The organism is Gluconacetobacter diazotrophicus PA1 5 (assembly GCF_000021325.1).
In the GTDB taxonomy this organism is placed as follows: Bacteria; Pseudomonadota; Alphaproteobacteria; order Acetobacterales; family Acetobacteraceae; genus Gluconacetobacter; species Gluconacetobacter diazotrophicus.
Genome location: NC_011365.1, coordinates 3,696,396 through 3,716,065 on the forward strand (window position 1 = coordinate 3,696,396; position 19,670 = coordinate 3,716,065).

Annotated in this window: 18 protein-coding genes and 1 tRNA gene; 16 read left to right on the forward strand and 3 right to left on the reverse strand. The window is 69.7% G+C overall.

The window, feature by feature from the left end; all coding sequences use genetic code 11:
* The first annotated feature begins 41 nt into the window (after window positions 1-41).
* The 3 genes from GDIA_RS16970 (at window position 42) to GDIA_RS16980 (ending at window position 2,631) form a co-directional block, all read left to right on the forward strand.
* A tRNA-Ser gene (locus GDIA_RS16970) sits at window positions 42-134 on the forward strand.
* Window positions 135-522: 388 nt separating this feature from the next.
* Window positions 523-1,257 (forward strand): hypothetical protein, encoded by a 735-nt coding sequence (locus GDIA_RS16975; protein WP_012227227.1) that lies wholly within the window; start codon window positions 523-525, stop codon window positions 1,255-1,257.
* 75 nt (window positions 1,258-1,332) lie between these two features.
* Window positions 1,333-2,631, forward strand: a complete 1,299-nt coding sequence (locus tag GDIA_RS16980) for an O-antigen ligase family protein (protein WP_012554915.1) — start codon at window positions 1,333-1,335, stop codon at window positions 2,629-2,631.
* A 6-nt stretch (window positions 2,632-2,637) separates the two neighbouring features.
* Here the strand turns inward: GDIA_RS16980 and GDIA_RS16985 are convergent, their stop codons facing one another.
* A complete protein-coding gene (locus GDIA_RS16985; RefSeq protein WP_012227224.1) occupies window positions 2,638-3,036 on the reverse strand; it encodes a cytidine deaminase in 399 nt (132 codons plus the stop codon).
* 116 nt (window positions 3,037-3,152) lie between these two features.
* Between GDIA_RS16985 and lysA the strand changes: the two genes are divergently transcribed.
* The 3 genes from lysA to GDIA_RS17000 are packed head-to-tail and all read left to right on the forward strand — an operon-like array spanning window position 3,153 to window position 8,580.
* Window positions 3,153-4,511 carry a diaminopimelate decarboxylase gene (gene lysA / locus GDIA_RS16990; protein WP_012554916.1) on the forward strand — a complete coding sequence of 453 codons (1,359 nt, stop codon included), beginning with the start codon at window positions 3,153-3,155 and terminating at the stop codon, window positions 4,509-4,511.
* A 7-nt stretch (window positions 4,512-4,518) separates the two neighbouring features.
* Entirely contained in the window at window positions 4,519-7,410 is a 2,892-nt protein-coding gene (locus GDIA_RS16995) for a DUF4175 domain-containing protein (protein WP_012554917.1), read from the forward strand.
* 39 nt (window positions 7,411-7,449) lie between these two features.
* The gene (locus GDIA_RS17000) at window positions 7,450-8,580 is read left to right on the forward strand and encodes an acyltransferase family protein (RefSeq protein ID WP_049762963.1); all 1,131 of its coding nucleotides are present in this window, start codon (window positions 7,450-7,452) and stop codon (window positions 8,578-8,580) included.
* 11 nt (window positions 8,581-8,591) lie between these two features.
* Here the strand turns inward: GDIA_RS17000 and GDIA_RS19490 are convergent, their stop codons facing one another.
* Both GDIA_RS19490 and argH read right to left on the reverse strand, forming a co-directional pair.
* Window positions 8,592-8,741 (reverse strand): hypothetical protein, encoded by a 150-nt coding sequence (locus GDIA_RS19490; protein ID WP_012554919.1) that lies wholly within the window; start codon window positions 8,739-8,741, stop codon window positions 8,592-8,594.
* Window positions 8,738-10,168 carry an argininosuccinate lyase gene (gene argH / locus GDIA_RS17005; protein ID WP_012554920.1) on the reverse strand — a complete coding sequence of 477 codons (1,431 nt, stop codon included), beginning with the start codon at window positions 10,166-10,168 and terminating at the stop codon, window positions 8,738-8,740. The genes GDIA_RS19490 and argH overlap by 4 nt, the downstream gene beginning before the upstream one ends.
* A 3-nt stretch (window positions 10,169-10,171) precedes the next feature.
* Between argH and GDIA_RS17010 the strand changes: the two genes are divergently transcribed.
* The 10 genes from GDIA_RS17010 to GDIA_RS17055 all read left to right on the forward strand — a co-directional run bounded on the left by GDIA_RS17010 (window position 10,172) and on the right by GDIA_RS17055 (window position 19,664).
* Entirely contained in the window at window positions 10,172-10,780 is a 609-nt protein-coding gene (locus tag GDIA_RS17010) for a TlpA family protein disulfide reductase (protein ID WP_012554921.1), read from the forward strand.
* Window positions 10,781-10,856: 76 nt separating this feature from the next.
* Window positions 10,857-11,654: an N-formylglutamate amidohydrolase gene (locus GDIA_RS17015; protein ID WP_012554922.1), complete on the forward strand. Its 798-nt coding sequence runs from the start codon at window positions 10,857-10,859 to the stop codon at window positions 11,652-11,654.
* Window positions 11,651-12,529, forward strand: a complete 879-nt coding sequence (locus GDIA_RS17020; protein ID WP_012554923.1) for a shikimate dehydrogenase — start codon at window positions 11,651-11,653, stop codon at window positions 12,527-12,529. The genes GDIA_RS17015 and GDIA_RS17020 overlap by 4 nt, the downstream gene beginning before the upstream one ends.
* 1 nt (window position 12,530) lies before the next feature.
* Complete coding sequence (gene coaE, locus GDIA_RS17025) at window positions 12,531-13,145, forward strand: dephospho-CoA kinase (RefSeq protein WP_012227202.1); 615 nt, start codon at window positions 12,531-12,533, stop codon at window positions 13,143-13,145.
* Entirely contained in the window at window positions 13,142-13,822 is a 681-nt protein-coding gene (dnaQ, locus tag GDIA_RS17030; RefSeq protein ID WP_012227200.1) for a DNA polymerase III subunit epsilon, read from the forward strand. The genes coaE and dnaQ overlap by 4 nt, the downstream gene beginning before the upstream one ends.
* 108 nt (window positions 13,823-13,930) lie before the next feature.
* Window positions 13,931-16,276, forward strand: a complete 2,346-nt coding sequence (locus tag GDIA_RS17035) for an adenylate/guanylate cyclase domain-containing protein (protein WP_012554924.1) — start codon at window positions 13,931-13,933, stop codon at window positions 16,274-16,276.
* Window positions 16,276-17,166 carry an MlaE family ABC transporter permease gene (locus GDIA_RS17040; protein ID WP_012554925.1) on the forward strand — a complete coding sequence of 297 codons (891 nt, stop codon included), beginning with the start codon at window positions 16,276-16,278 and terminating at the stop codon, window positions 17,164-17,166. Before GDIA_RS17035 ends, GDIA_RS17040 begins: the two co-directional genes overlap by 1 nt.
* Window positions 17,167-17,169: 3 nt before the next feature.
* Complete coding sequence (locus GDIA_RS17045) at window positions 17,170-17,865, forward strand: ABC transporter ATP-binding protein (RefSeq protein WP_012227188.1); 696 nt, start codon at window positions 17,170-17,172, stop codon at window positions 17,863-17,865.
* The gene (locus tag GDIA_RS17050) at window positions 17,866-18,819 is read left to right on the forward strand and encodes an MlaD family protein (protein WP_012554926.1); all 954 of its coding nucleotides are present in this window, start codon (window positions 17,866-17,868) and stop codon (window positions 18,817-18,819) included.
* Window positions 18,816-19,664 (forward strand): hypothetical protein, encoded by an 849-nt coding sequence (locus tag GDIA_RS17055; protein WP_012554927.1) that lies wholly within the window; start codon window positions 18,816-18,818, stop codon window positions 19,662-19,664. Before GDIA_RS17050 ends, GDIA_RS17055 begins: the two co-directional genes overlap by 4 nt.
* The last annotated feature ends 6 nt before the right edge of the window (window positions 19,665-19,670 follow it).

Here is a 19,670-nt window from a genome sequence, read left to right on the forward strand (position 1 = left end):
AAGCAGCGCTGCAAACGCCGTGTGTAAACACGCTCCTCGGCGGAGGGGTGGCCGAGTGGCTGAAGGCGGCGGTTTGCTAAACCGTTGTACGGTGTCAAGCCGTACCGTGGGTTCGAATCCCATCCCCTCCGCCAATTCCATGATTTCCAACAATGTTCTGCAGGCCGGCTCCGGTCGTGAGCGGACGTCCCAATGGTATCATAGACGAATCAGAAATCACGATTCAGTGAGCCGAGATGTCGTCGTTTCGCTCTATTTGTTTCTAACCTGAAACAAGATCGGGGCGTTTTTGTATCGTTGTCGATTTGATAACGTATTTTCGGACGTTCGGTGCCGTTTTGCCACCTGATTTTATGGCCGGTTTTCGACAGCTCCCGTTGCGGGATGACAACGCCTTCGTAGCAACCGGGGGCCTTTCTGTGTCGTTGTGTGTTCCGCACTCCCGAGGGCGCGGCAATGAGCGACGACGAAGGTGTACGGTACGCTTCCGGCTGCGATCCTGGTCCGGGTTCGTAGGCCGCCGTGTCCGAACCGGTATTTCCCGCCCTGTCCGACGATTGTCTGGCCCGCATCGCCGGGGACATGGACCGGCAGGGATTTGGCGTGGCCGTCGATTGCATTTCCGTGGACCATCTGGCGTCCCTGAGGCTGTTCGTCGAACGCAAGGTCGCCGATGCCGGCGGGGAATATGTCGCCTTGACCGGGCTGGACGGCGTACGGGACACGCTGCTGGGCATGCTGGCATCGTCGCCGGAATTCATGCAGGCCGTCCGGACGATCTATCGCAAGGGAGTAGGGGAGCCCGCGCCGGACAAGCCGTTCTATCAGGTCCTGCGCTGCCTGTCCGGCAGGATCGGGGAACGGCACGCCTACCTGTTCCATTATGATTCCTATGTCGTCACGGCGCTTGTCCCGATCATCATGCCGTCGACCGGGCGGGCCGGGGACCTGATCATGTTTCCCAACACGCGGACAATCAGGAAGACCTATCTGCGCAACCTGGTCGACAAGGTCCTGCTGGACAACATATTGACCCAGATGGCCCTGAAAAGGATCGCCACGTCGCGCACCCGGCGGCCGACATTGGTGCGCATGCGACCGGGGAATGTCTATTTTTTCTGGGGTTATCGCTCGGTCCATGCGAACGAACCCTGCGATCACGACCAGATCCGCGCGACGGCCCTGTTCCATTACGTCAATCCGCACGCCGGCAGCCGGATTCGCCGCGTGACGACCCGCGAGGCTCCGGCGGCCTGATCGTGCGCCACGGGTCGCCATGCGCAGGTCCTGCTTGTATGGAAGATGCCCCGGACAACGGACACGAGCGTGTGGATGACGATGGAAAAAGCGACCTGGCGCGGTGCGGCATTCGATTCGGTCGCGCGATGGATCGCCCTGGCGATGATGATGGTCATGCCGTTTTTCCAGTTGCGGGGACGGGCGATCAGCGACGGCATCATGTCGGCCATCGGCCTGCTGTTCCTCGTGCATTGCATCCGCACGCGCGCGAATGACTGGTGGCGCCGGGGATGGTTCGCCTTCGCCCTGCTGTTCTGCGGGCTCGCGATCCTGTCGTCGGCCCTGCATGGATCGTCCCATGCGGTGGCCGAGGCCTGCGTCCTGATCCGGTTCTTCCTGTTCAGCGCGGCGCTGGAACGCTGGGTGCTGCGCGACGCGGCCTCACGGCGCTGGCTGGGGGCCGTCGTGACTGTGGCCGCGCTTTGGCTGGTGGTGGAATGCTGGCAGCAATATCTGCTGGGCTACAACATCTGGGGCTTCCCGCGCTGGCCGGACGGGGCGCTGACGGGGCCGTTCTATAAACCCCGCGCGGGCGCCGCGCTGCTGATGGTCGTGTTCCCCGGCCTGATGCCCTTCGCCCTGCGCCGGCTGCAGGCAGCGTCCTGGCGGCCGAAACTGGCGGGCATCGCCCTTATCATGTTCCTGGTGGTGACGATGCTGCTGATCGGGCAGCGCATGCCCACCCTGCTGTTCGGGCTGGGGCTGGTGCTGACGGCACTGTTCGTTCCCTCGACCCGCTGGGCGGTCTTCGCGGCCGGAATGGCCGGCGTGGTGGGGCTGTTCCTGCTGCCGATCCTCTCGCCGCCGGCCTATGCCAAGCTGGTGGTGCATTTCCTGGCGCAGATCCGCGATTTTCCCGACAGCGATTACGGCCATATCTATATTCGCGCGGCCGCCATGGTGCGCCAGCATCCATGGCTGGGGCTGGGCGCGGACGGGTTTCGCGATTTCTGTCCGAATCCGTCCTTTGCCCGCGACCTGTCGCTGTTCGGATACGATTTCCACGTCCCCGTCGGCGCCGGCTGCAACATTCATCCCCATAATATCTATCTGGAGGTCGCGACCACGGCGGGGCTGCCCGGCCTGGCCTGTTTCGTCGCGATGGCGGCGGCCTGGCTGTGGCGGATGCTGCGGGCCCTTTCGCCCGTCGAGGCCCCGCAGCAGGCCATGCTGTGCGTGATCTGCTGCGTGATCTTGTGGCCGGTGGCCTCGAACAGCGCGCTGTTCACGGTGCGGACGGCGGGGTGGTTCTTCCTGATGGTCGGATGGGGGCTGGCGGCGTCGCGCGACGTGGCGGGCGAACGGCGGCTGAATGCAGGGCGGCGGGCCTAGGCAGAGTCAGGCCAGGTCTTCGGGGCCGAACGCGTCGGGCAGCAATTCGGCCAGCGAGCGGACAAGCAGCGGCGTGCCCTGCGGCCCGACCATGCGAACGGTCAGGCCGGGGGCGCTGAATTCACGGATCTTCTGCCGGCATCCGCCGCAGGGCGCGCAGGCCCGATCGCCCCCGCCGCTGATGACGATGTCGGCAATCTGCCGGCCGCCGCCGGCCACCATGGCCGCGATCGCTCCCCCTTCGGCGCAGATGCCTTCGGGATAGGCCGCGTTTTCGGTGTTGCAGCCCACGAAGATCCGGCCGTCCGCGCAGCGCAGCGCCGCACCGACGTGGAAGCGCGAATAGGGGGCATAGGCGTTGGCGCGGACGGCCACCGCGGCATCGATCAGCGGATCGTCGGACATTGTCGTTCCTCCCGAAGGCAGGGTCTGTCTATCGGATCGCCGGTGCTGCGAACAGTATCGCGCGGCCCATGCGCGCGGACCTTGGAACCGTGGGCCGGAGCCACTATCCTGACGGGATGACCGACCCATCTTCCCGGCTCGCCGAGCAGGACCCGACCGTGGCAGACCTGCTGGCCGCCCGCCCGCATCTGTCGATGCATGCGCTCGACGGCCTGGTGTTCGAGGACGTTCCGCTGAACGCGATCGCGGACGCGGTGGGAACGCCGACCTGGGTCATGGGGGCAGGGACCCTGCGCGCGCGCTATCGCCGCCTGGCGGGCGCCCTGCGTGACGCGGGGCTGGCCCCGTCGATCCATTTCGCGGTGAAGGCGAACGACCATCTGGCGGTGCTGCGCATCCTGGCGGCCGAAGGGGCGGGGGCCGACGTCGTCAGCGGCGGCGAACTGCGCCGCGCCCGCGCCGCCGGCATTCCGGCGGCCGGTATCGTCTTTTCCGGCGTCGGCAAGTCGCGGGACGAACTGCACCTGGCCGTGACCGAGGGCATCGCCCACATCGCGGTCGAAAGCGCCGAGGAACTGGACGTCGTGTCCGACGTCGCCGTCGCGGCCGGCCGCACGGCGCGCATCACGCTGCGGGTGAACCCGGATGTGGACGCCGGAACGCACGAGAAGATCACGACCGGCCTTTCGACCAACAAGTTCGGCATCGCCTATGCCCGGGCCGCCGACCTGTATGCCCGCGCGGCGGCGCTGCCGGGACTGCATCCGCTGGGGTTCTCGGTGCATATCGGCAGCCAGATCGTGGCCATGGCCCCCTACCGCGCCGCATTCGCGCGGGTGGCCGACCTGGTGCGCGCGGTGCGGGCGCGCGGCCTGTCCGTCGGGCTGGTCGATTGCGGCGGCGGCCTGGGAATCCGCTACCGTGACGAGGTCGAGGGCGCGCCCATGGCCCTGGCGGGTGCGATCCGCGCCGAACTGGGTGACCTGGACGTGCGCCTGGCGATCGAGCCCGGCCGCTGGCTGGCCGGTCCGGCCGGCGTGCTGCTGTCGCGGGTGATCCTGCGCAAGGCCGGGCAGGACGGGCTGCCGCCGTTCCTGATCCTGGACGCGGCGATGAACGACCTGGCGCGGCCCAGCCTGTACGATTCGTGGCATGGCATCCTGCCGCTGTCCGCCCGTGACGCGGTCCAGCCGGTCGAATCGGTGAACGTCGTGGGACCGGTCTGCGAAAGCGCCGATTCCTTCGCCACCGGCCGGATGCTGCCGCGCATGGGTGACGGCGCGGCGGTCGCCCTGCTGGATACCGGCGCCTACGGCATGGTCATGAGCTCGACCTATAACGGCCGCCCGCTGGCCGCGCAGGTCCTGGTCGATGGCGGGCGCTGGAGCGTGATCCGCGCCCGGCAGCCGGTCGAAAGCCTGTGGGCGGCGGACCGGGTTCCCGATTGGCTTGCCCCCCAGCCGGTGGGGGCCTGAGCGCCGCATGACGGGCGGGACCGCTCCCCCCCAGGATGTCGCGGATACGGGGGCGGCGCTGTCGTCGTTTCCGGTCCGGCTGGCGGCCGCGCGGTATCGCGCGCGGCAGGTCCTGTGGGTCGAGGGCGCCTGGCCGGTCCTGCTGCCGGTGCTGGGCGGACTTGCCGCCTATCTGATCGCGGGCCTGCTGGGCCTGCCGCAGGACCTGCCCGATCTGGCGCATGCGGCGCTTCTGCTGGCGCTGGCCGGTGGCGCGGCCGCGTGGATCGTCTGGCGCGGGCGCCGCGTGACCGCGCCCACCCCCGCCGGAGTGGACCGGCGGATCGAACGCGCGTCGGGTCTGGCGCACCGCCCGTTGCAGACCCTGGGCGACCACCCCGCCGGTGCCGATGCCGCTCCCCATGATGCCGCCGCCCGGGTCGAACGGGTCGCCCTGTGGGACGCGCATCTGCGGCGGACGGGGCGGGCGATCGGCCGGCTGCGGGCCGGCTGGCCGCGCCTGTCGCTGGCGGCGCATGATCCGTGGCGCGTGGGCTATGTGCTGCTGCCGGGATTGCTGGCCGCACTGCTGTGGGCGGGCGGCGACGCCCGCGGCCGGCTGGAAGCCGCCTTCTGGCCTGGCCTGGACGATCCGGGGGCGCCGCGCCCGCATATCCAGGCCTGGATCACGCCGCCATCCTACGCCCCCGGGGCCCCGGTCTTCCTGGATGATCGCACGGGCCAGGCCACCGTGCCCCAGGGGGCGGTGCTGAGCATCAGCGTGACCGACCTGCGCGGCCGTCCGTCGCTGCGCGTCGCCGCCACCGGATCGGCATCGGGCCCGGCAGTGGGGCCCGACCGGTTTCGCGCCCTGGGGGCGGAAAGCTGGTCGGCGGACGTTCCGCTGCTGGCCAGCGCGTCGCTGACCCTGCGCGGACGGGGGCGGTCGTTCAGTCGGTGGACCGTGACTGTCCTGCCCGATGCGGCGCCGACGGTCGCATGGGGGGCGGGTGCCGGCGCCGGACGGGGCGAATGGCGCACGCGGCTGCCCTATGCCGCGCGGCAGGCCTACGGCATCACGTCGCTGCGGGCCGAGCTGCGTCTGGCCGGCGGCGAAAAGGGGGGAGCCCCGCGCGTGCTGACCGTGCCGATTCCGATCGACGGCCACCCGAAGGACGTCACGGGCATCGCCATGCCCGACCTGTCCGCCGACCCGTGGGCGGGCGAGGAGGTCGTGGGCCGGCTGGTGGCAACCAGCGCCAGCGGCCATGAGGGCGTCAGCCCCGAAGCCCGGTTCCACCTGGGCGCGCGCCTGTTCCGCAGCCCGATGGCCAAGGCGGTGCTGGATGTCCGGCGACGGGTCGCGACGGGCCGCGAGCGCCGCACCGCCGCCGCGAGCGACCTGATGGCGCTGGGCGAAACGCCCGATCCGTTCCAGAACGACGCCGGCCTGCTGCTGAACCTGACCAGCGCCGCCGCCCTGCTGGAAAGCCCGGATGTCGATCCGCACGCGGCGGTGGACCAGGCGGTGGCGCGGCTGTGGTACCTGGCGCTGGAGATCGAGGACGGCCGGCAGGGCGGAAGCGCCGCGGCGCGAGCGGCCCTGGATGTCCGCGCGGCGCAGGACGCCGTGGCGGCGCAGTTGAACCGCATGCGCGCGCTGGGGGCGCAGGGCCAGTCGCCCGAGGAACAGGCCGAACTGCAGCGCCGGATGGAGACGCTGCGCCAGGCGATCATGCGCCGGATGCAGGCGCTGGCGCAGCAGGCCGTGCAGTCGCACACCGCCATACCCGACCTGCAGGGCCTGACCCGCAACGGCGACCAGGCCCTGTCGCGCATGATGCAGCAGATGCAGGACGCCGCCCGCAACGGCCGCTCGGCCGAGGCGATGCAGGCGTTGCAGCGCATGGAAGACATGCTGGAGCACATGCGCTCCGCCACGCCGCAGGACCTGGCCGACATGGCGCGCCAGATGCAGGCCCGCCAGCAGGCCAACGAACAGCGCGACGCGCTGCAGGACCTGATCCGCCGGCAATCCGGCCTGCTGGACCACAGCCAGTCTCGCCTGGACCGCGTCCGCCACGCCCAGGAACGCGCCGAGGCCGCGCGCCGCGCCGCCCAGGGCGAGATGCCGGGACAGGGAATGGATGGCGACCTGGCCAGCATGCCCACCGCCGAACTGCTGCGCCGGCTGGGGCTGCGCCCCCCGCCGGACATGCAGGGGCCGCCGGCCGACGAGCCGCAGCCCGGAGACGCCGGGCCGGCGCAGGGGCCCGACGCGCCGCCGTCGGGGGATGCGTCCGCACCCGGCGCGCCCAATCCGCCGAACGAGGAGGTCCGGCACGCCGACCGCGCCGTGCAGCACGCGCTGGGGCGGGCGCTGGACGAACTGGGGCAGGAATTCAAGGGCCTGACCGGAAAGGACGCGCCGTCCGGCTTCGCCGATGCCGGGGGCGCGATGAAGGACGCGCGCGCCGCCCTGGCCCAGGGCAACGACACCGCCGCCGCCGAGGCCCAGCGCAAGGCCCTGGCCGACCTGCAGAAGGGCGACCAGCAGATGCGCCAGGCGATGAAGGGCTCGGGCAAGGGCGGCGCGACCAGCTTCCTGCCCGGCTTCGCCAGCGGATCGGGCGAGGGCGGCCAGGGCGAACCGGGCGATAGCGGCGACAGTGCCCAGGGAAGTGATCAGGGAAGTGACCAGGGAGGCGACCAGGCGGACGACCAGCACGGCGACCGGGACCCGCTGGGCCGCCGGACCGGCGAGGGCAAGGACGGGCTGGATTCCGACACCCACGTGCCGGATACGATGTCGCGCGAACGCGCCCGGGAGATCGAGCAGGAACTCCGCCGCCGCGACTCCGACCGCACCCGCCCGCGCGAGGAACTGGATTACCTGGACCGGCTGCTGAAATCCTTCTGAGGCTGTCCAGAAGCCCCGGGGACAGGAAGGCAGAAAAGCGTGGACAAGCCCCGAGGCCGGTCTTTACGCTTTTTGCCGGACCCCGACAGGACAGGACATGCTCGAATGCCGTCAAGCATAAGGCAAGGCCGCAGGGTCATACTGTCGCTTCAGTATCTCCGGGCCCTTGCCGCTGTCGGGGTGGTGCTGTTTCACCAGTTTCAAAGCGTGTCGCCCGTTTTGCGCGTGGGGAAATACGGGGTTGGCCTGTTCTTCATCATCAGCGGCATCATCATGGTCTCGCTGACGGAAGGGCGGACGATCAGGCCGCTGAATTTCTATGTCGACCGGGTGACGCGTGTCGCGCCGATGTACTGGATCGCCACGGCTGCCACGTTCGTGCTGGCGTCCGTCGGGATCTGCACGCCGTCCATCTATTCCCATGGGATCGGGCATCTTTTCCTCTCGTGCCTGTTCGTTCCCTCGCCGAACGAGCACGGCGTCATGATGCCGACGCTGTTTATCGGCTGGACGCTGAATTACGAGATGTTCTTTTATCTGGTTTTCGGCGCCCTGCTTTTGATGCCGGGCCGCTACCGGCTGGCTGTCCTGGCACTGATATTCCTCTCGCTGGCAGTCTGTGGCGTGGTCGTCCCGCAGGGGGGCGATCTCCTGCGTTTTTATACCAGTCCGTATCTGCTGGAATTCCTGGCCGGCTGCTGCCTCGGGGCGATATTCGGGCTCAACCTCGCGAAGCTGCGCCCCTGGCCCACGGCCGGTCTTGTCGCGGCCCTTGTCGGCGCCATGATCGGGGCAGGGTTTGTCTTTCCCCTTCTGTTCAGCGGCGCGGCGACGGTTTTCCTGGTCGCCATGCTGATGTGGATTGAACGCCGGGACCTGATGCCGACGCTGCCCTTCGCGCTGATGCTGGGAAATGCGTCCTATTCCATCTACCTGTTCCAGCAGGTCGCGTTCGACGCGGCCCAGGCGGCGCTCCGGCTGCTGCATTACGGACCGGGCCTGCATACGGTGCCGACACGATGTGCCGCCGTCCTTCTGGCGATCGCAACCGGTGTCGCGGTCTATCGCTCTGTCGAGAGCCCGCTGACGAAGCGGATCCGCAGGGTCATCGACGGCACGCAACGGGCATCCGATCCTTCGGGAAAGGGAACCGCCCCGGCGCGTGTCTAGGAGCGGCCCCCTTAGTCGGGGGCCGGGTAGGTGCGGGGATAGGTCATCTTGGAGGCCGGCCCGGGGGCCTCGGGGGCACCCTTCTTGCCGCAGGCCGCAAGGCTGCCGGCCAGGACGCCCAGCAGCAGCACGGCACCCAGCAGGCCGGTCGCGCGCTTCATGCCCCGGTCTCCAGCACGGCCAGCCAGCGGGCGGCCTGGGCGCGGACATTGTCCGGCGCGGTCCCCCCCTCGCTGGTGCGCGAGGCGATCGAGGATTCGACGGTGAGGACCGAGAAGATGTCCTGGGTGATGCCGGCTTCCTCGGCCTGCATGTCCGCCAGCGACAGGTCGGACAGATCGACCCCCCGGCTTTCCGCCAGGCCCACCAGCCGGCCGGTGACGTGGTGCGCGGTGCGGAACGGCAGCTTCAGCACCCGCACCAGCCAGTCCGCCAGGTCGGTCGCGGTGGAAAAGCCCGATCCGGCATAGGCCCGCATCCGGTCGGTATTGGCGGTCAGGTCGCGGATCATGCCGTCGCACGCCGCCAGCGACAGGGCGGCGGCATCGGTCGCGGCGAAGACCGGCTCCTTGTCCTCCTGCATGTCCTTGGCATAGGCCAGCGGCAGGCCCTTCATGACGGTCAGCAGCCCGACCAGCGCCCCGGTGACGCGGCCGATCTTGGCCCGCACCAGTTCGGCGGCGTCCGGGTTGCGCTTCTGCGGCATGATCGACGACCCGGTGGTGAACGCGTCCGACAGGCGGACGAACGCGAACGGGGCCGAACACCAGATCACGATTTCCTCCGACAGGCGCGACAGGTGCATGGCCATGATCGACAGCGCCGACAGGTATTCCAGGGCGAAATCGCGATCCGACACGGCGTCCAGCGAATTGGCGGTGGGCCGGTCGAAGCCCAGCGCCGCCGCCGTCATCCGCCGGTCGATGGGGAAGGACGTGCCGGCCAGCGCGGCCGATCCCAGCGGGCATTCGTTCAGGCGGCGGCGCGCATCGGCCAGCCGCCCCCGGTCGCGCCCCAGCATTTCCACATACGCCATCAGGTGATGGCCGAAGGTCACGGGCTGGGCCGTCTGAAGATGCGTGAAGCCGGGCATGGGGTCGGCCGCGTGCTGCTGTGCACGGCGGCACAGCGCGCGCATCAGCGACGCCGCCTGCGCGTCCAGCCCGTCGATGGCGTCGCGTACCCACAGGCGGAAATCGGTGGCCACCTGGTCGTTGCGCGACCGTGCGGTGTGCAGGCGCTTGCCCGCCTCGCCGATCCGGTCGGACAGGCGGGCCTCGATATTCATGTGGATGTCTTCCAGGGCGGTGCTGAAATCGAAGCGTCCGGCTTCGATCTCCGCCCCGATTTCGGTCAGGCCCCGGCGGATCGCGGCTTCATCGTCCGCGCTGATGATGCCGGTCCTGGCCAGCATGGCGGCGTGAGCCAGCGACCCGGCGATATCCTGCCTCCACAGCACATGATCGAAGCCGATCGAGGCATTGATGTCCTGCATGATGGCCGAAGGGCCACCCGCGAACCGGCCGCCCCACTGGGCGTTCGCCCGTGACGCGTCGTTGCCCGCACCATTTTCTTCGTTCACAGACATTCCATGCCCCAGATCCTGACGAAACGCGTTCTGACGGAACCCGTCGATCGCCGCGCCCTGCTTGCGAATGGCGGCACCCTACTGGCCGCATGGCTCGGGTGCAATTCCATCCTCGCGCCTCGTGCCACGGCCGAGGAGGGACCGGCCCCGGTCGCGCTGCCGACCCGGGCGGGGCATCCGCCGCGCGCGCTGCCGGACCTTGCCTTCACGGATGAAGGCGGGGCGACGCACCGCCTGGCCGACTGGCGCGGGCGGATCGTGGTACTGAATCTGTGGGCCACCTGGTGCCAGCCCTGCGTCGCCGAAATGCCCGCCCTGTCGGTGCTGGCCCGGCAGGTGGCGCCTGCGGGCGACATCGCCGTCCTGCCCGTGTCGGTGGACCATGGCGGGGCCGCGACCGTGCGCCGATTCTACCATGCCCATGGCATCGCGGGCCTGCCGGTCCTGTGCGACCCGGACATGCGCGTCCCGACCGCGCTGCACGAGGACGGGGTGCCCGTCAGCCTGGTGATCGACCGTGGCGGGCGCGAAATCCTGCGCATCAGCGGCCCCGTGCTGTGGGACGCGCCGGACCTGCCCGCCCGGCTGCGCCATCTGGCGGCCGGCGGGTGATGCCATGCGGCTTTCGCCGCATTCCCGCACGGGGTAAAGCTGCCCGACGGACGGAGCCGGCAGGGGGCGAAGACAGGTGAGGGACGAAGCAGCGCGACGCGATGAAACCGGGCAGGGAACGCTGCTGGGGGCGGGTGATCCGGCGCCGGTCGCCGTGTGTGGCCGCAGCGGGGAATCGCCCTTTCTTCTGGTCAGCGACCACGGGGGGCGGGCCGTGCCCGCGCGACTGGGCGACCTGGGCGTGGCGGCGCCGGACTGGGACCGTCATATCGCGTGGGATATCGGCATGGCCGGACTGGGCCGCCTCCTGGCCGAACGGCTGGACACGATCCTGATCGAACAGGCCTATTCCCGGCTGGTGATCGACTGCAACCGCGCGCCGGGCCATCCGACCTCGATCGTGGGCGCCAGCGACGGGGTCGTGGTTCCCGCCAATGCGGATCTGGATGCGGAGGCGGTCGCGGGGCGCCTGTCCGCGATCTTTCACCCCTATCATGATCGCATCGCCGGCGAACTGGCCGCCCGGCGGGACCGGCCCACGGTGGTGGTGGCGCTGCACAGCTTCACCCCGGAAATGGGCGGCGTCGCGCGCCCCTGGCATGTCGGCATCCTGCACAACCACGACCCGCGCTTCGGCCTGATCCTGAAGGATCTGCTGGAGGAAGAAGGCGGCCTGGTCGTGGGCGACAACGAACCCTATGCCCTGACCGACGGCAGCGACTACACGATCCCCGTCCATGCCGAGGCCCGTGGCCTGCCGCATGTGGAACTGGAAATCCGCCAGGATTTGGTGGCCGATGCGGAAGGACAGCGCGAATGGGCCGGGCGCCTGGCGCGGCTGCTGCCGCGCGCCTGGGCACGGTACTCGGCATGACCGGCACCGCCCCCATGCGACGGGCGATCGGCGGCGGGACGATGCTGGCCGGAGTGATCGGCTGGCCGGTATCGCATTCGCGCTCGCCGCTGCTGCATAATTTCTGGCTGGCCCGGTACGGGATCGACGGGGCCTATGTCCCGCTGCCGGTGCGGCCGGGCCTGTTCGATGTCGCGGTGCGCGGCTTGCAGGCGGCGGGCTTTCGCGGCGCCAACGTGACCATCCCGCACAAGGAAGCGGCGTTCGCCATCGCCGATCACCTGCATCGCTCGGCGGTGCGTTCCGGGTCGGTCAACACCCTGGTCTTCGCCGGGGACGGCCGGATCGAAGCCCATTCGACCGATGGCGACGGCTTCGTCGCCAATCTGGAAGCCCACGGCGTCGATGTCACGCGCGGTCCCGCCCTGGTGCTGGGCGCCGGCGGTGCCGCGCGGGCGATCGTGGCCAGCCTGACGGACAGGGGGATTGCGGTTTCGATCGCCAACCGGACCCGCGCCCGGGCGGAAGATCTGGCCCACGCGCTGGCATCCCCCGAAACACGGATTGCCGTGACCGACTGGGACCGCTGGACGGACGGCCTGCCGGACCATGCCCTGCTGGTCAACACGACGTCGCTGGGCATGCATGGCGGACCGGACGACGTGTTCGCGCCCGACCTGGCGCGTGCGCCGGCCGGCATGGTGGTGGCCGACATCGTCTATGTTCCGCGCATGACCCCGCTGCTGCGGGCCGCCGCCGCGCGGGGGCTGCCGGTGGTGGACGGAACGGGCATGCTGCTGCACCAGGCGCGACTGGGCTTTCGCGAATGGTTCGGCGTCGATCCGGCAGTGGATGCCGATATCCAGGCGCTGCTCGACGCCGACCTGGCAGGGTGACATGCGGGTTCTGGGCCTGACGGGCGGAATCGGCATGGGAAAATCGACGGTCGCCCGGATGCTGCGCTCCGCCGGCTTCCCCATCTTCGATGCGGATGCCGCCGTCCATGCCCTTCAGGCGCCGGGCGGGCGGGCGCTGCCGGCGATCGCGCGGCTGGTGCCCGGATCGGTGCATGATGGCGTGCTGGATCGCGCGGTGCTGCGTCGCGCGGCCATCGCGAACCCCGCGATCCTGAAAGGATTGGAGCGGATTCTCCATCCCATGGTGCGCCAGGACCGCGACCGCTTCCTGGCGCGCGCGCGGCGCGCGGGGCATTCCTGGGCGGTGCTGGACGTGCCGCTGCTGTTCGAAACCGGGGGCGAGCGCGCCTGCGACCGGGTGGTGGTGGTGTCGGCGCCGCCGGATGTCCAGAAACATCGCGTGGCCCGGCGCCGCGGCATGGCGCCCGACCAGGTGGCGGCGGTGATCGCACGCCAGATGCCCGATCGCGAAAAGCGGCGGCGGGCCGATGATGTGATACAGACCGGATTGTCGCGGGCCGATACGATCCGCCGCGTGCGGCGACTGGTCGCACGCCTGCGCGCAACGGCCGGCCGAAAAGGGGGAGGGGCATGAAGCGAGCGATCCTGTTCGATACGGAAACGACCGGGCTGGACCCCGCGCGGGGCGACCGGGTGATCGAAATCGCGGCCCTGGAACTGGTGGGCGACCTGCCGACCGGGCGGCACTTCCATGTGCTGATCCACCCTGACCGCGACATTCCCGAAGAGGCATCGCGGGTTCACGGCTTCACGCTGGCGGACCTGGAGGGCAAGCCCCGCTTTCACGAAATCGCCGACGATTTCCTGGCCTTCATCGGGCAGGACGACCTGATTGCCCATAATGCGCGATTCGATTTCGGCTTCCTGAATGCGGAACTGAAGCGCGCCGAGCGGCCGGCTTTGTCGCTGGACCGGATGGTCGATACGCTGGACATCGCGCGCGACCGCTATCCCGGCCTGCCCAACAGCCTGGATGCGCTGTGCCGCCGCTTTTCCATCGACCTGTCGGCCCGCACCACCCACAACGCACTGCTGGACTGCCGGCTGCTGGCGGAAGTCTATCTGGAACTGATGGGCGGCCGGCAGCGCGGACTGGGCCTGACGGTGCAGGATGGCGGGGGGGCGCAGGTCTCCTATGCCTATGACCTCGCCGGCGCGCGCACCCCGCGCCTTATCGTCCCGACCGAGCAGGAACTGGCGGCGCACGGCCGTTTTCTGGACAAGATCAAGGAGCCGATCTGGTCGGCCTGATGCCGGCGCGGCGGCGGCCGGGGATATGGCGGCTTGGCGCGGGCGTTTCCGATGCCTTATTCTTTTCGGGGTTGTTTCAGAAGGCCGTATCGAACCAGGAAGAGATCATTGCCCGCTGACGAGATCGTGGACCCCGCGGACGCCCACTCGGACCAGGTCCGGCGTTTCCTGCTGCATGTCGGGGTCCCCGTCCTGGGGGTGATGCTGGTCGTCGCGGTCATCGGGGGAATCGGCCTTCATTCCTATCGCTCGATCCGCAGCGGCGCGCTGGCGCTGACCCACGACCTGCTGGTCAGCCAGCAGAATTATATCGCGCAGGAAGTCGGGGAATATCTCTCCCCGGCCTCGGCGGGGACGGTGATCGCCCGCGACATGCTGGAACATGGGGCCCAGGCGGCGATCCAGAAGATCTTCAATTCCTATGGCGGCAGCATGCTGCGCCACGTGCCGCAGATCCATTCCTTCTACCTCGCCGACGCGGACGGCCACTTCAATCTGATCGAACGCGACCCCGCGGGCCATGGGCTGGAGACGACGTACCTGACCGGCGAGGGGGCCGGGTCGCAATTCGCCCATCAGTTCTTCGACGCGAAAAGCCAGCCGTTGCGGACCGAAAGCAATCCGGCGGCGGGATACGACCCCCGCACCCGGCCCTGGTACACCGGCGCGGCGCAGTCGGGGAAGTTGTACTGGTCCGCGCCATACCTGATCGCGCAGACCGGGCAGATGATCATCACCGCCTCGATCTCCTACCAGGGGGCGGATGGCCGCAATGCGGTGTTCGCCGTCAACCTGTCGATGAACGAGCTGACCAGCTTCCTGGATTCGCTGCAGATTGGCAAAAGCGGCCATGCCCTGATCGTGGACCAGGACGGGCACCTGCTGGCCGGCCGCCACATGGCGGACGTGGCGAAGCAGGCCGGCGGGGACCCGGCGAAGATGACCATCGATCCCACCACCTATCCCGTCCTGGCGCAGGCCTTCGATGTCTATCGCGTGCAGGGGTATGGTCCGCACACCATCCGCAACCGCAAGCGCGATTTCATCAGCATCGCGGCCCCCCTGCCGGCCACGGCGCAGAAATGGGTGCTGCTGCTGGTGGCGCCGGAAAGCGATTTCGCGAATTTCGCGCTGGTGGACGGGCGGCAGAACCTGATGTTCTCGCTGCTGATCGTGGCGCTCGCGGCCCTGCTGGGGGCGCTGCTGTTCCGCCAGGGCCGGCGGAGCGAGCGCCTGTCGCAGGACCTGGAACGCCAGCGCGCGGTCTCGGGGCATGAAAGCCAGGCCCTGCAGGCGGTCGCCAGCTATCCCGGCCTGTTCGACCCGACCGACGACGCGCTGGTGCTGACGCGCGGCCTGGCCGACCAGTCCTCGGCCCGGCGGGCCTCGGTCTGGCGCATCATGCATGACGGCGCGACCCTGCTGTGCGTCGATTCCTATGATTCGCACCACGATGCCCATACCGGCGGGTTCGAACTGTCGCGCACCGAACTCAGCGCCTTCTTCGACGCGGTGGCGCATGGCGATGCGTTCAGTGTGGCAGACGCCGCCCAGGACTCGCGCACGGCCAATTTCTTCCGGCTGTTCATGCGGTCGTTCGGCAGCCGCGGCCTGTTCCTGGCGCCGGTGCTGGGCGCGACCGGGCCGGTCGGCGTCATCACGCTGGAGGACGCGCCCCGCGCCGCCCTGGTGTCGCATTTCACCACCATGATCGCCGGCATGGTGGCGGCGCGCTTTTCCGCCCAGCATTACAGCGCGGTGGCCGCCGCCGCGCCCGAACTGACCGGCGAACCCCCGGACGAGGAAGCCCGGCACGCCTTCGGGGACGGGTTCCTGGTCCCGCCCGGCAGCGTGGCCGCTTCCGCCGGCGGCCCCTCCGGCGGTGTCGCGCAGCCGGTCTCGGACGGGCTGTTTCCGGCGGTGGCGGTCATGGTCATCACCTTTTCCGACCTGGTCACGTCGCCGCACGCCGATCCCGCGCAGGTGATCGCACTGGTGGAAACGCTGGCGACGCAGCTTCAGGCGGTGGCCCATCAGTGCGGGCTCTATTCCATCAAGATGCTGGGCCACCGCCTGGTCTGCGTGGCCGGTTGTTCGCACACGCCCGATCCGGGAGCGGTCGAGCGGATGGCGAACGCCGCCCTGGCGATGCGCGAGGCATCGCTGTCGATCCTGGCCAAGGCCGACCTGGACCCGGTCTTCCGCATGGGGATCGACGTGGGGCCGGTGTTCGGCGGCATGCTGGGCCGCGACCCGGCCGTCTTCAACCTGTGGGGCGACGCCATCGGCATGGCGGAGATGATGGCCCAGGGCGCGCCTGAAATCGGCACGATCCAGGTCACGCAGGACGTCTACCAGGTCCTGCGGCAGCGGTTCCTGTTCCGCGAACGCGGGCGGTTCTTCGTGCCGCAGGCGGGCATGACCCGGACCTATGTCCTGGCGGGGCGCCGGTAATGGCGGGACCGGAGGCGAACGCGGGCCCGCCTCCCGCGTCCGATCATCCGGCGTCCGGCCCGCCCGTGGGCGCGCTGCCGCACTGGCTTGCGGCGGCGGCGGCCCGGGTCCTTCCGCCGCTGGCGCGCATCGGGCGCCTGACCCGTCATCAGGTCCGTTTCGCGCTGGTGCTGGTCGGCATGGGGTGGGGGGTGCTGCGCGAAAGCGTGCGGCCCAATTCCTGGCGGCGCACGGTGCGCGACGAATTCCGCCTGTGCCTGCGCCAGGTGGTGGGCGGGGGCGTGCTCAGCACCCTGTTCACCGCCACCCTCGCGGGACTGACCGTGGTGTCGCAGGCCGCCTACTGGCTGGGTTTCGCCGGGATGGCGCAGATGACCGGATCGATCCTGGTGTCGGTCCTGGTGCGCGAAATCGCGCCGGTGCTGGTCGGGATCATCCTGCTGGGGCGCAGCGGCATGCTGACGCTGACGGAAATCGGCATGCTGACCCTGGGCGGGCAGGTCCGCGCCATGCAGGCGCAGGGACTGGACCCGTTCCTGCTTCTGGTCATGCCGCGCACCTTCGCCTTCACCGTCGGCGGCTTCACGCTGGGCATCCTGTTCGCGACCATGGCGCTGCTGATGGGCTTCATCGTCACCCACACGGCGGGGGTGATGAGCATGTCGGTCTGGACCTTCTTTTCCGACGTGCTGACGGCCATGTCGGCGTGGGACTTCTTGGTCATTCCGCTGAAATTCGTGCTGGTCGGATTCTTCGTGGGCCTGGGGGCCTGCATCACCGGCCTGCTGGTGGATGTGGACGACACGATCGCCACCATCATGCCGCGCGGCTTCGCGCGGGGCATGATGACGGTGCTGGGCGTCAACATCCTGTTCAGCCTGGGGTTCTGAGGGATGGCGACGACCGGCCCCCTGCTGGATTTGCGCGCGGCGCTGCCCTCGTTCGACGAAAGCGGCATGGCGCCCGTTCCGATCGACCTGCGGCTGATGCCGGGCGACTGCGCCGTCATCGAATGCCGCGATACGCGACGCGCGACGCTGTTTGCCGATCTGTGTTCCGGCATGGTGTCCCTTGCCTCGGGCTCGGTCCGCTTCATGGGGCTGGACTGGACCGAACTGGGCGACCGGCAGTTGAACGCCCTGCGGGGGCGCATCGGGCGGATCACCCGGCGGGGGTCGTGGCTGGACCTGTTCGGCACCCACGTCAACATCCTGATGCCGCAACTGCACCACACCGTCCGCCCGGCCGACGAGGTCATCGCCGCCGCGATGGAACTGGGCCAGGCCTTCGGCTTTCCCGGCCTGCCGCTCAGCACCCCGGGGCGCCTGTCCGCCGCCGACCTGGCCCGCGCGGCCTGCGTGCGGGCCTTTCTCGGCCGGCCCGACCTGCTGCTGCTGGAAGACCAGTCCGACACGCTGCCGCAGGATGCGCATCTCGCGTTCCTGGAAGCGATGACGGGCGCGCGCGACCGTGGGGCGGCCATAATGTGGTTCGTGCGCAATGCCGCGACCTGGGCGGATTACCGCCAGGCCGTGAATGTCCACCTGCGCCTTCTCGATGAAGGCCTCTTCCCGATGCGGGGGGTATAGATGGCCCAGGATCAAAAGACCGACCTGGCGCGCCAGTTGGTGCGCGTGCGCTATGCCGACGAATGGGTCGGCGTGCTGGTCCTGCTGTCGCTGGTGATCTGCTTCGCCGCGATCGTCGAGGCCGGGGTCCTGCGCGACTGGCTGACACCCGCCGGCCGGCTGCAGATCGTCCTGCCCGACGGCGGGGTCAGCGGCCTGTCGGTGGGTAACGATATCGAGGTGCTGGGCATCCATGCCGGCACGATCCGGCGCATCCGCATCAATCCCTCGGGCGGGATGTTCGCGGTGGCCGATATCGACCCGGATATCGAACCCTATATCCGCCGTGACAGCACGGCCACCATACGCCGGCGCTTCGTCGTGGCGGGGGCGGATTACATCGACATCTCGCGCGGCACCGGCACGCCGATGGACTGGCATTACGCGGTGCTGACCGCGCACAGCGCCCCCAACCCCGCCGACATGATCACCCAGACCTTCGCCGATATCAGGGCGCGCATCCTGCCGGTGCTGGACAGCTCCCAGCACATGATGTCGCAGCTCGACGCCACGATCACCGACATGCATTCCGGCAAGGGCACGGTGGGGCGCCTGATGACCAGCGACGACCTGATCCGCCAGTCGGAAAAGATGGTCGCCTCGCTCAATACCGCCATCGCCCAGTTGACCCCGGTGGAAAAGCGGCTGTCGGCGGTGATGGCCAAGGCGGACAGTTCCATGGCCAATGTCCGTGCGTCCACCGACGATCTGCGCAAGGCGACGCCGCGCCTGCCGGCGATCACCCGCGACCTGCAGGAGACTTCGGCCGAACTGCCGGTCCTGCTGACCCAGGCGCAGGTCACGGCGGCCAGCCTGCAGAAGCTGACCGACCAGCTTCGCGGCCTGTGGCTGCTGGGCGGCGGGGGCACGCCCGCGCCACAGCGGCGCCTGCCGGCCGCGAGAATCCAGCCATGAGGGCGCGTATCCTCCCCCTGGTCCTGCTGCTGGCCGGCTGCGCGGGCGGCAAGGCGGTGGCGCCGCAGGACGAGACCCTGGCCCAGGCCATGGAATCCGGCCGGCAGTCCGTGGCGCTGGACCGGCTGTCGGTGGCGGAAGGCCAGTATCGCCTGGCGGGCACCCGCGCCGTGGCGCGCGACGACGCGCCGGCGATCGGTGACGCCGGATACAATTTGGCCGTGGTGCAACTGGCGCAGGACCGACCGGCCGACGCGCTGTCCACGGTGGCTGCCACGCGCGGGGCGCTGGCGGTACGGGGACGCGCCGGCGACGATGCCGAACTGGACCTGGTGCAGGCGGCCGCCCTGCATCGCCTGTCGCGCGACGCCGAGGCCGCGCCGCTGGCCGCCAGCGCCATGGCCAGCGCCGACCCCGCGATTGCCGAACAGGCGGCCCTGCTCGGCGGCCTGATCGCGGACGCGCGCGGCGACCGTGCCACCCTGGCCGCCGCCGCCGCCCGGCTGGCCCATACCCGCCCCGTACCGGCGAAATGGCAGGCGGACGAGGACGAATTGCGCGCGCGGATGGTGCTGGCCACCGACCCGGCGACGGCGCGGGACCTGGCGCGACACGCCGCCGACTTGCGGCAGGGGATCGTCGATTATCGCGGCATGGCGCGCGCCCTGACGCTGGCGGCCCGCGCGGCGGGGCAGGCCGGCGACGCCCAGGGCGCCGCCGCGCTGTCGCTTCAGGCGGCCCAGAGCATGAAAGCGCAGGGTGTGAAGGGACGGGACGTGAAGGGGCAGGGGATGCAGCCCGTGATCACCGGCCCCGATCCCTTCGCCACGCCTTCGGGGACATAGCCGCCC

Coding starts and splice junctions, on each gene's coding strand:
- GDIA_RS17045 (WP_012227188.1), top strand. CDS start 17,170: ATGGCGACGACCGGCCCCCTGCTGGATTTGCGCGCGGCGCTGCCCTCG.
- lysA (WP_012554916.1), top strand. CDS start 3,153: ATGACCGACCCATCTTCCCGGCTCGCCGAGCAGGACCCGACCGTGGCA.
- GDIA_RS16980 (WP_012554915.1), top strand. CDS start 1,333: ATGACGATGGAAAAAGCGACCTGGCGCGGTGCGGCATTCGATTCGGTC.
- GDIA_RS17020 (WP_012554923.1), top strand. CDS start 11,651: ATGACCGGCACCGCCCCCATGCGACGGGCGATCGGCGGCGGGACGATG.
- coaE (WP_012227202.1), top strand. CDS start 12,531: ATGCGGGTTCTGGGCCTGACGGGCGGAATCGGCATGGGAAAATCGACG.
- GDIA_RS19490 (WP_012554919.1), bottom strand. CDS start 8,741: ATGAAGCGCGCGACCGGCCTGCTGGGTGCCGTGCTGCTGCTGGGCGTC.
- GDIA_RS17040 (WP_012554925.1), top strand. CDS start 16,276: ATGGCGGGACCGGAGGCGAACGCGGGCCCGCCTCCCGCGTCCGATCAT.
- argH (WP_012554920.1), bottom strand. CDS start 10,168: ATGTCTGTGAACGAAGAAAATGGTGCGGGCAACGACGCGTCACGGGCG.
- GDIA_RS17050 (WP_012554926.1), top strand. CDS start 17,866: ATGGCCCAGGATCAAAAGACCGACCTGGCGCGCCAGTTGGTGCGCGTG.
- GDIA_RS16995 (WP_012554917.1), top strand. CDS start 4,519: ATGACGGGCGGGACCGCTCCCCCCCAGGATGTCGCGGATACGGGGGCG.
- GDIA_RS16985 (WP_012227224.1), bottom strand. CDS start 3,036: ATGTCCGACGATCCGCTGATCGATGCCGCGGTGGCCGTCCGCGCCAAC.
- GDIA_RS17010 (WP_012554921.1), top strand. CDS start 10,172: ATGCCCCAGATCCTGACGAAACGCGTTCTGACGGAACCCGTCGATCGC.
- dnaQ (WP_012227200.1), top strand. CDS start 13,142: ATGAAGCGAGCGATCCTGTTCGATACGGAAACGACCGGGCTGGACCCC.
- GDIA_RS17055 (WP_012554927.1), top strand. CDS start 18,816: ATGAGGGCGCGTATCCTCCCCCTGGTCCTGCTGCTGGCCGGCTGCGCG.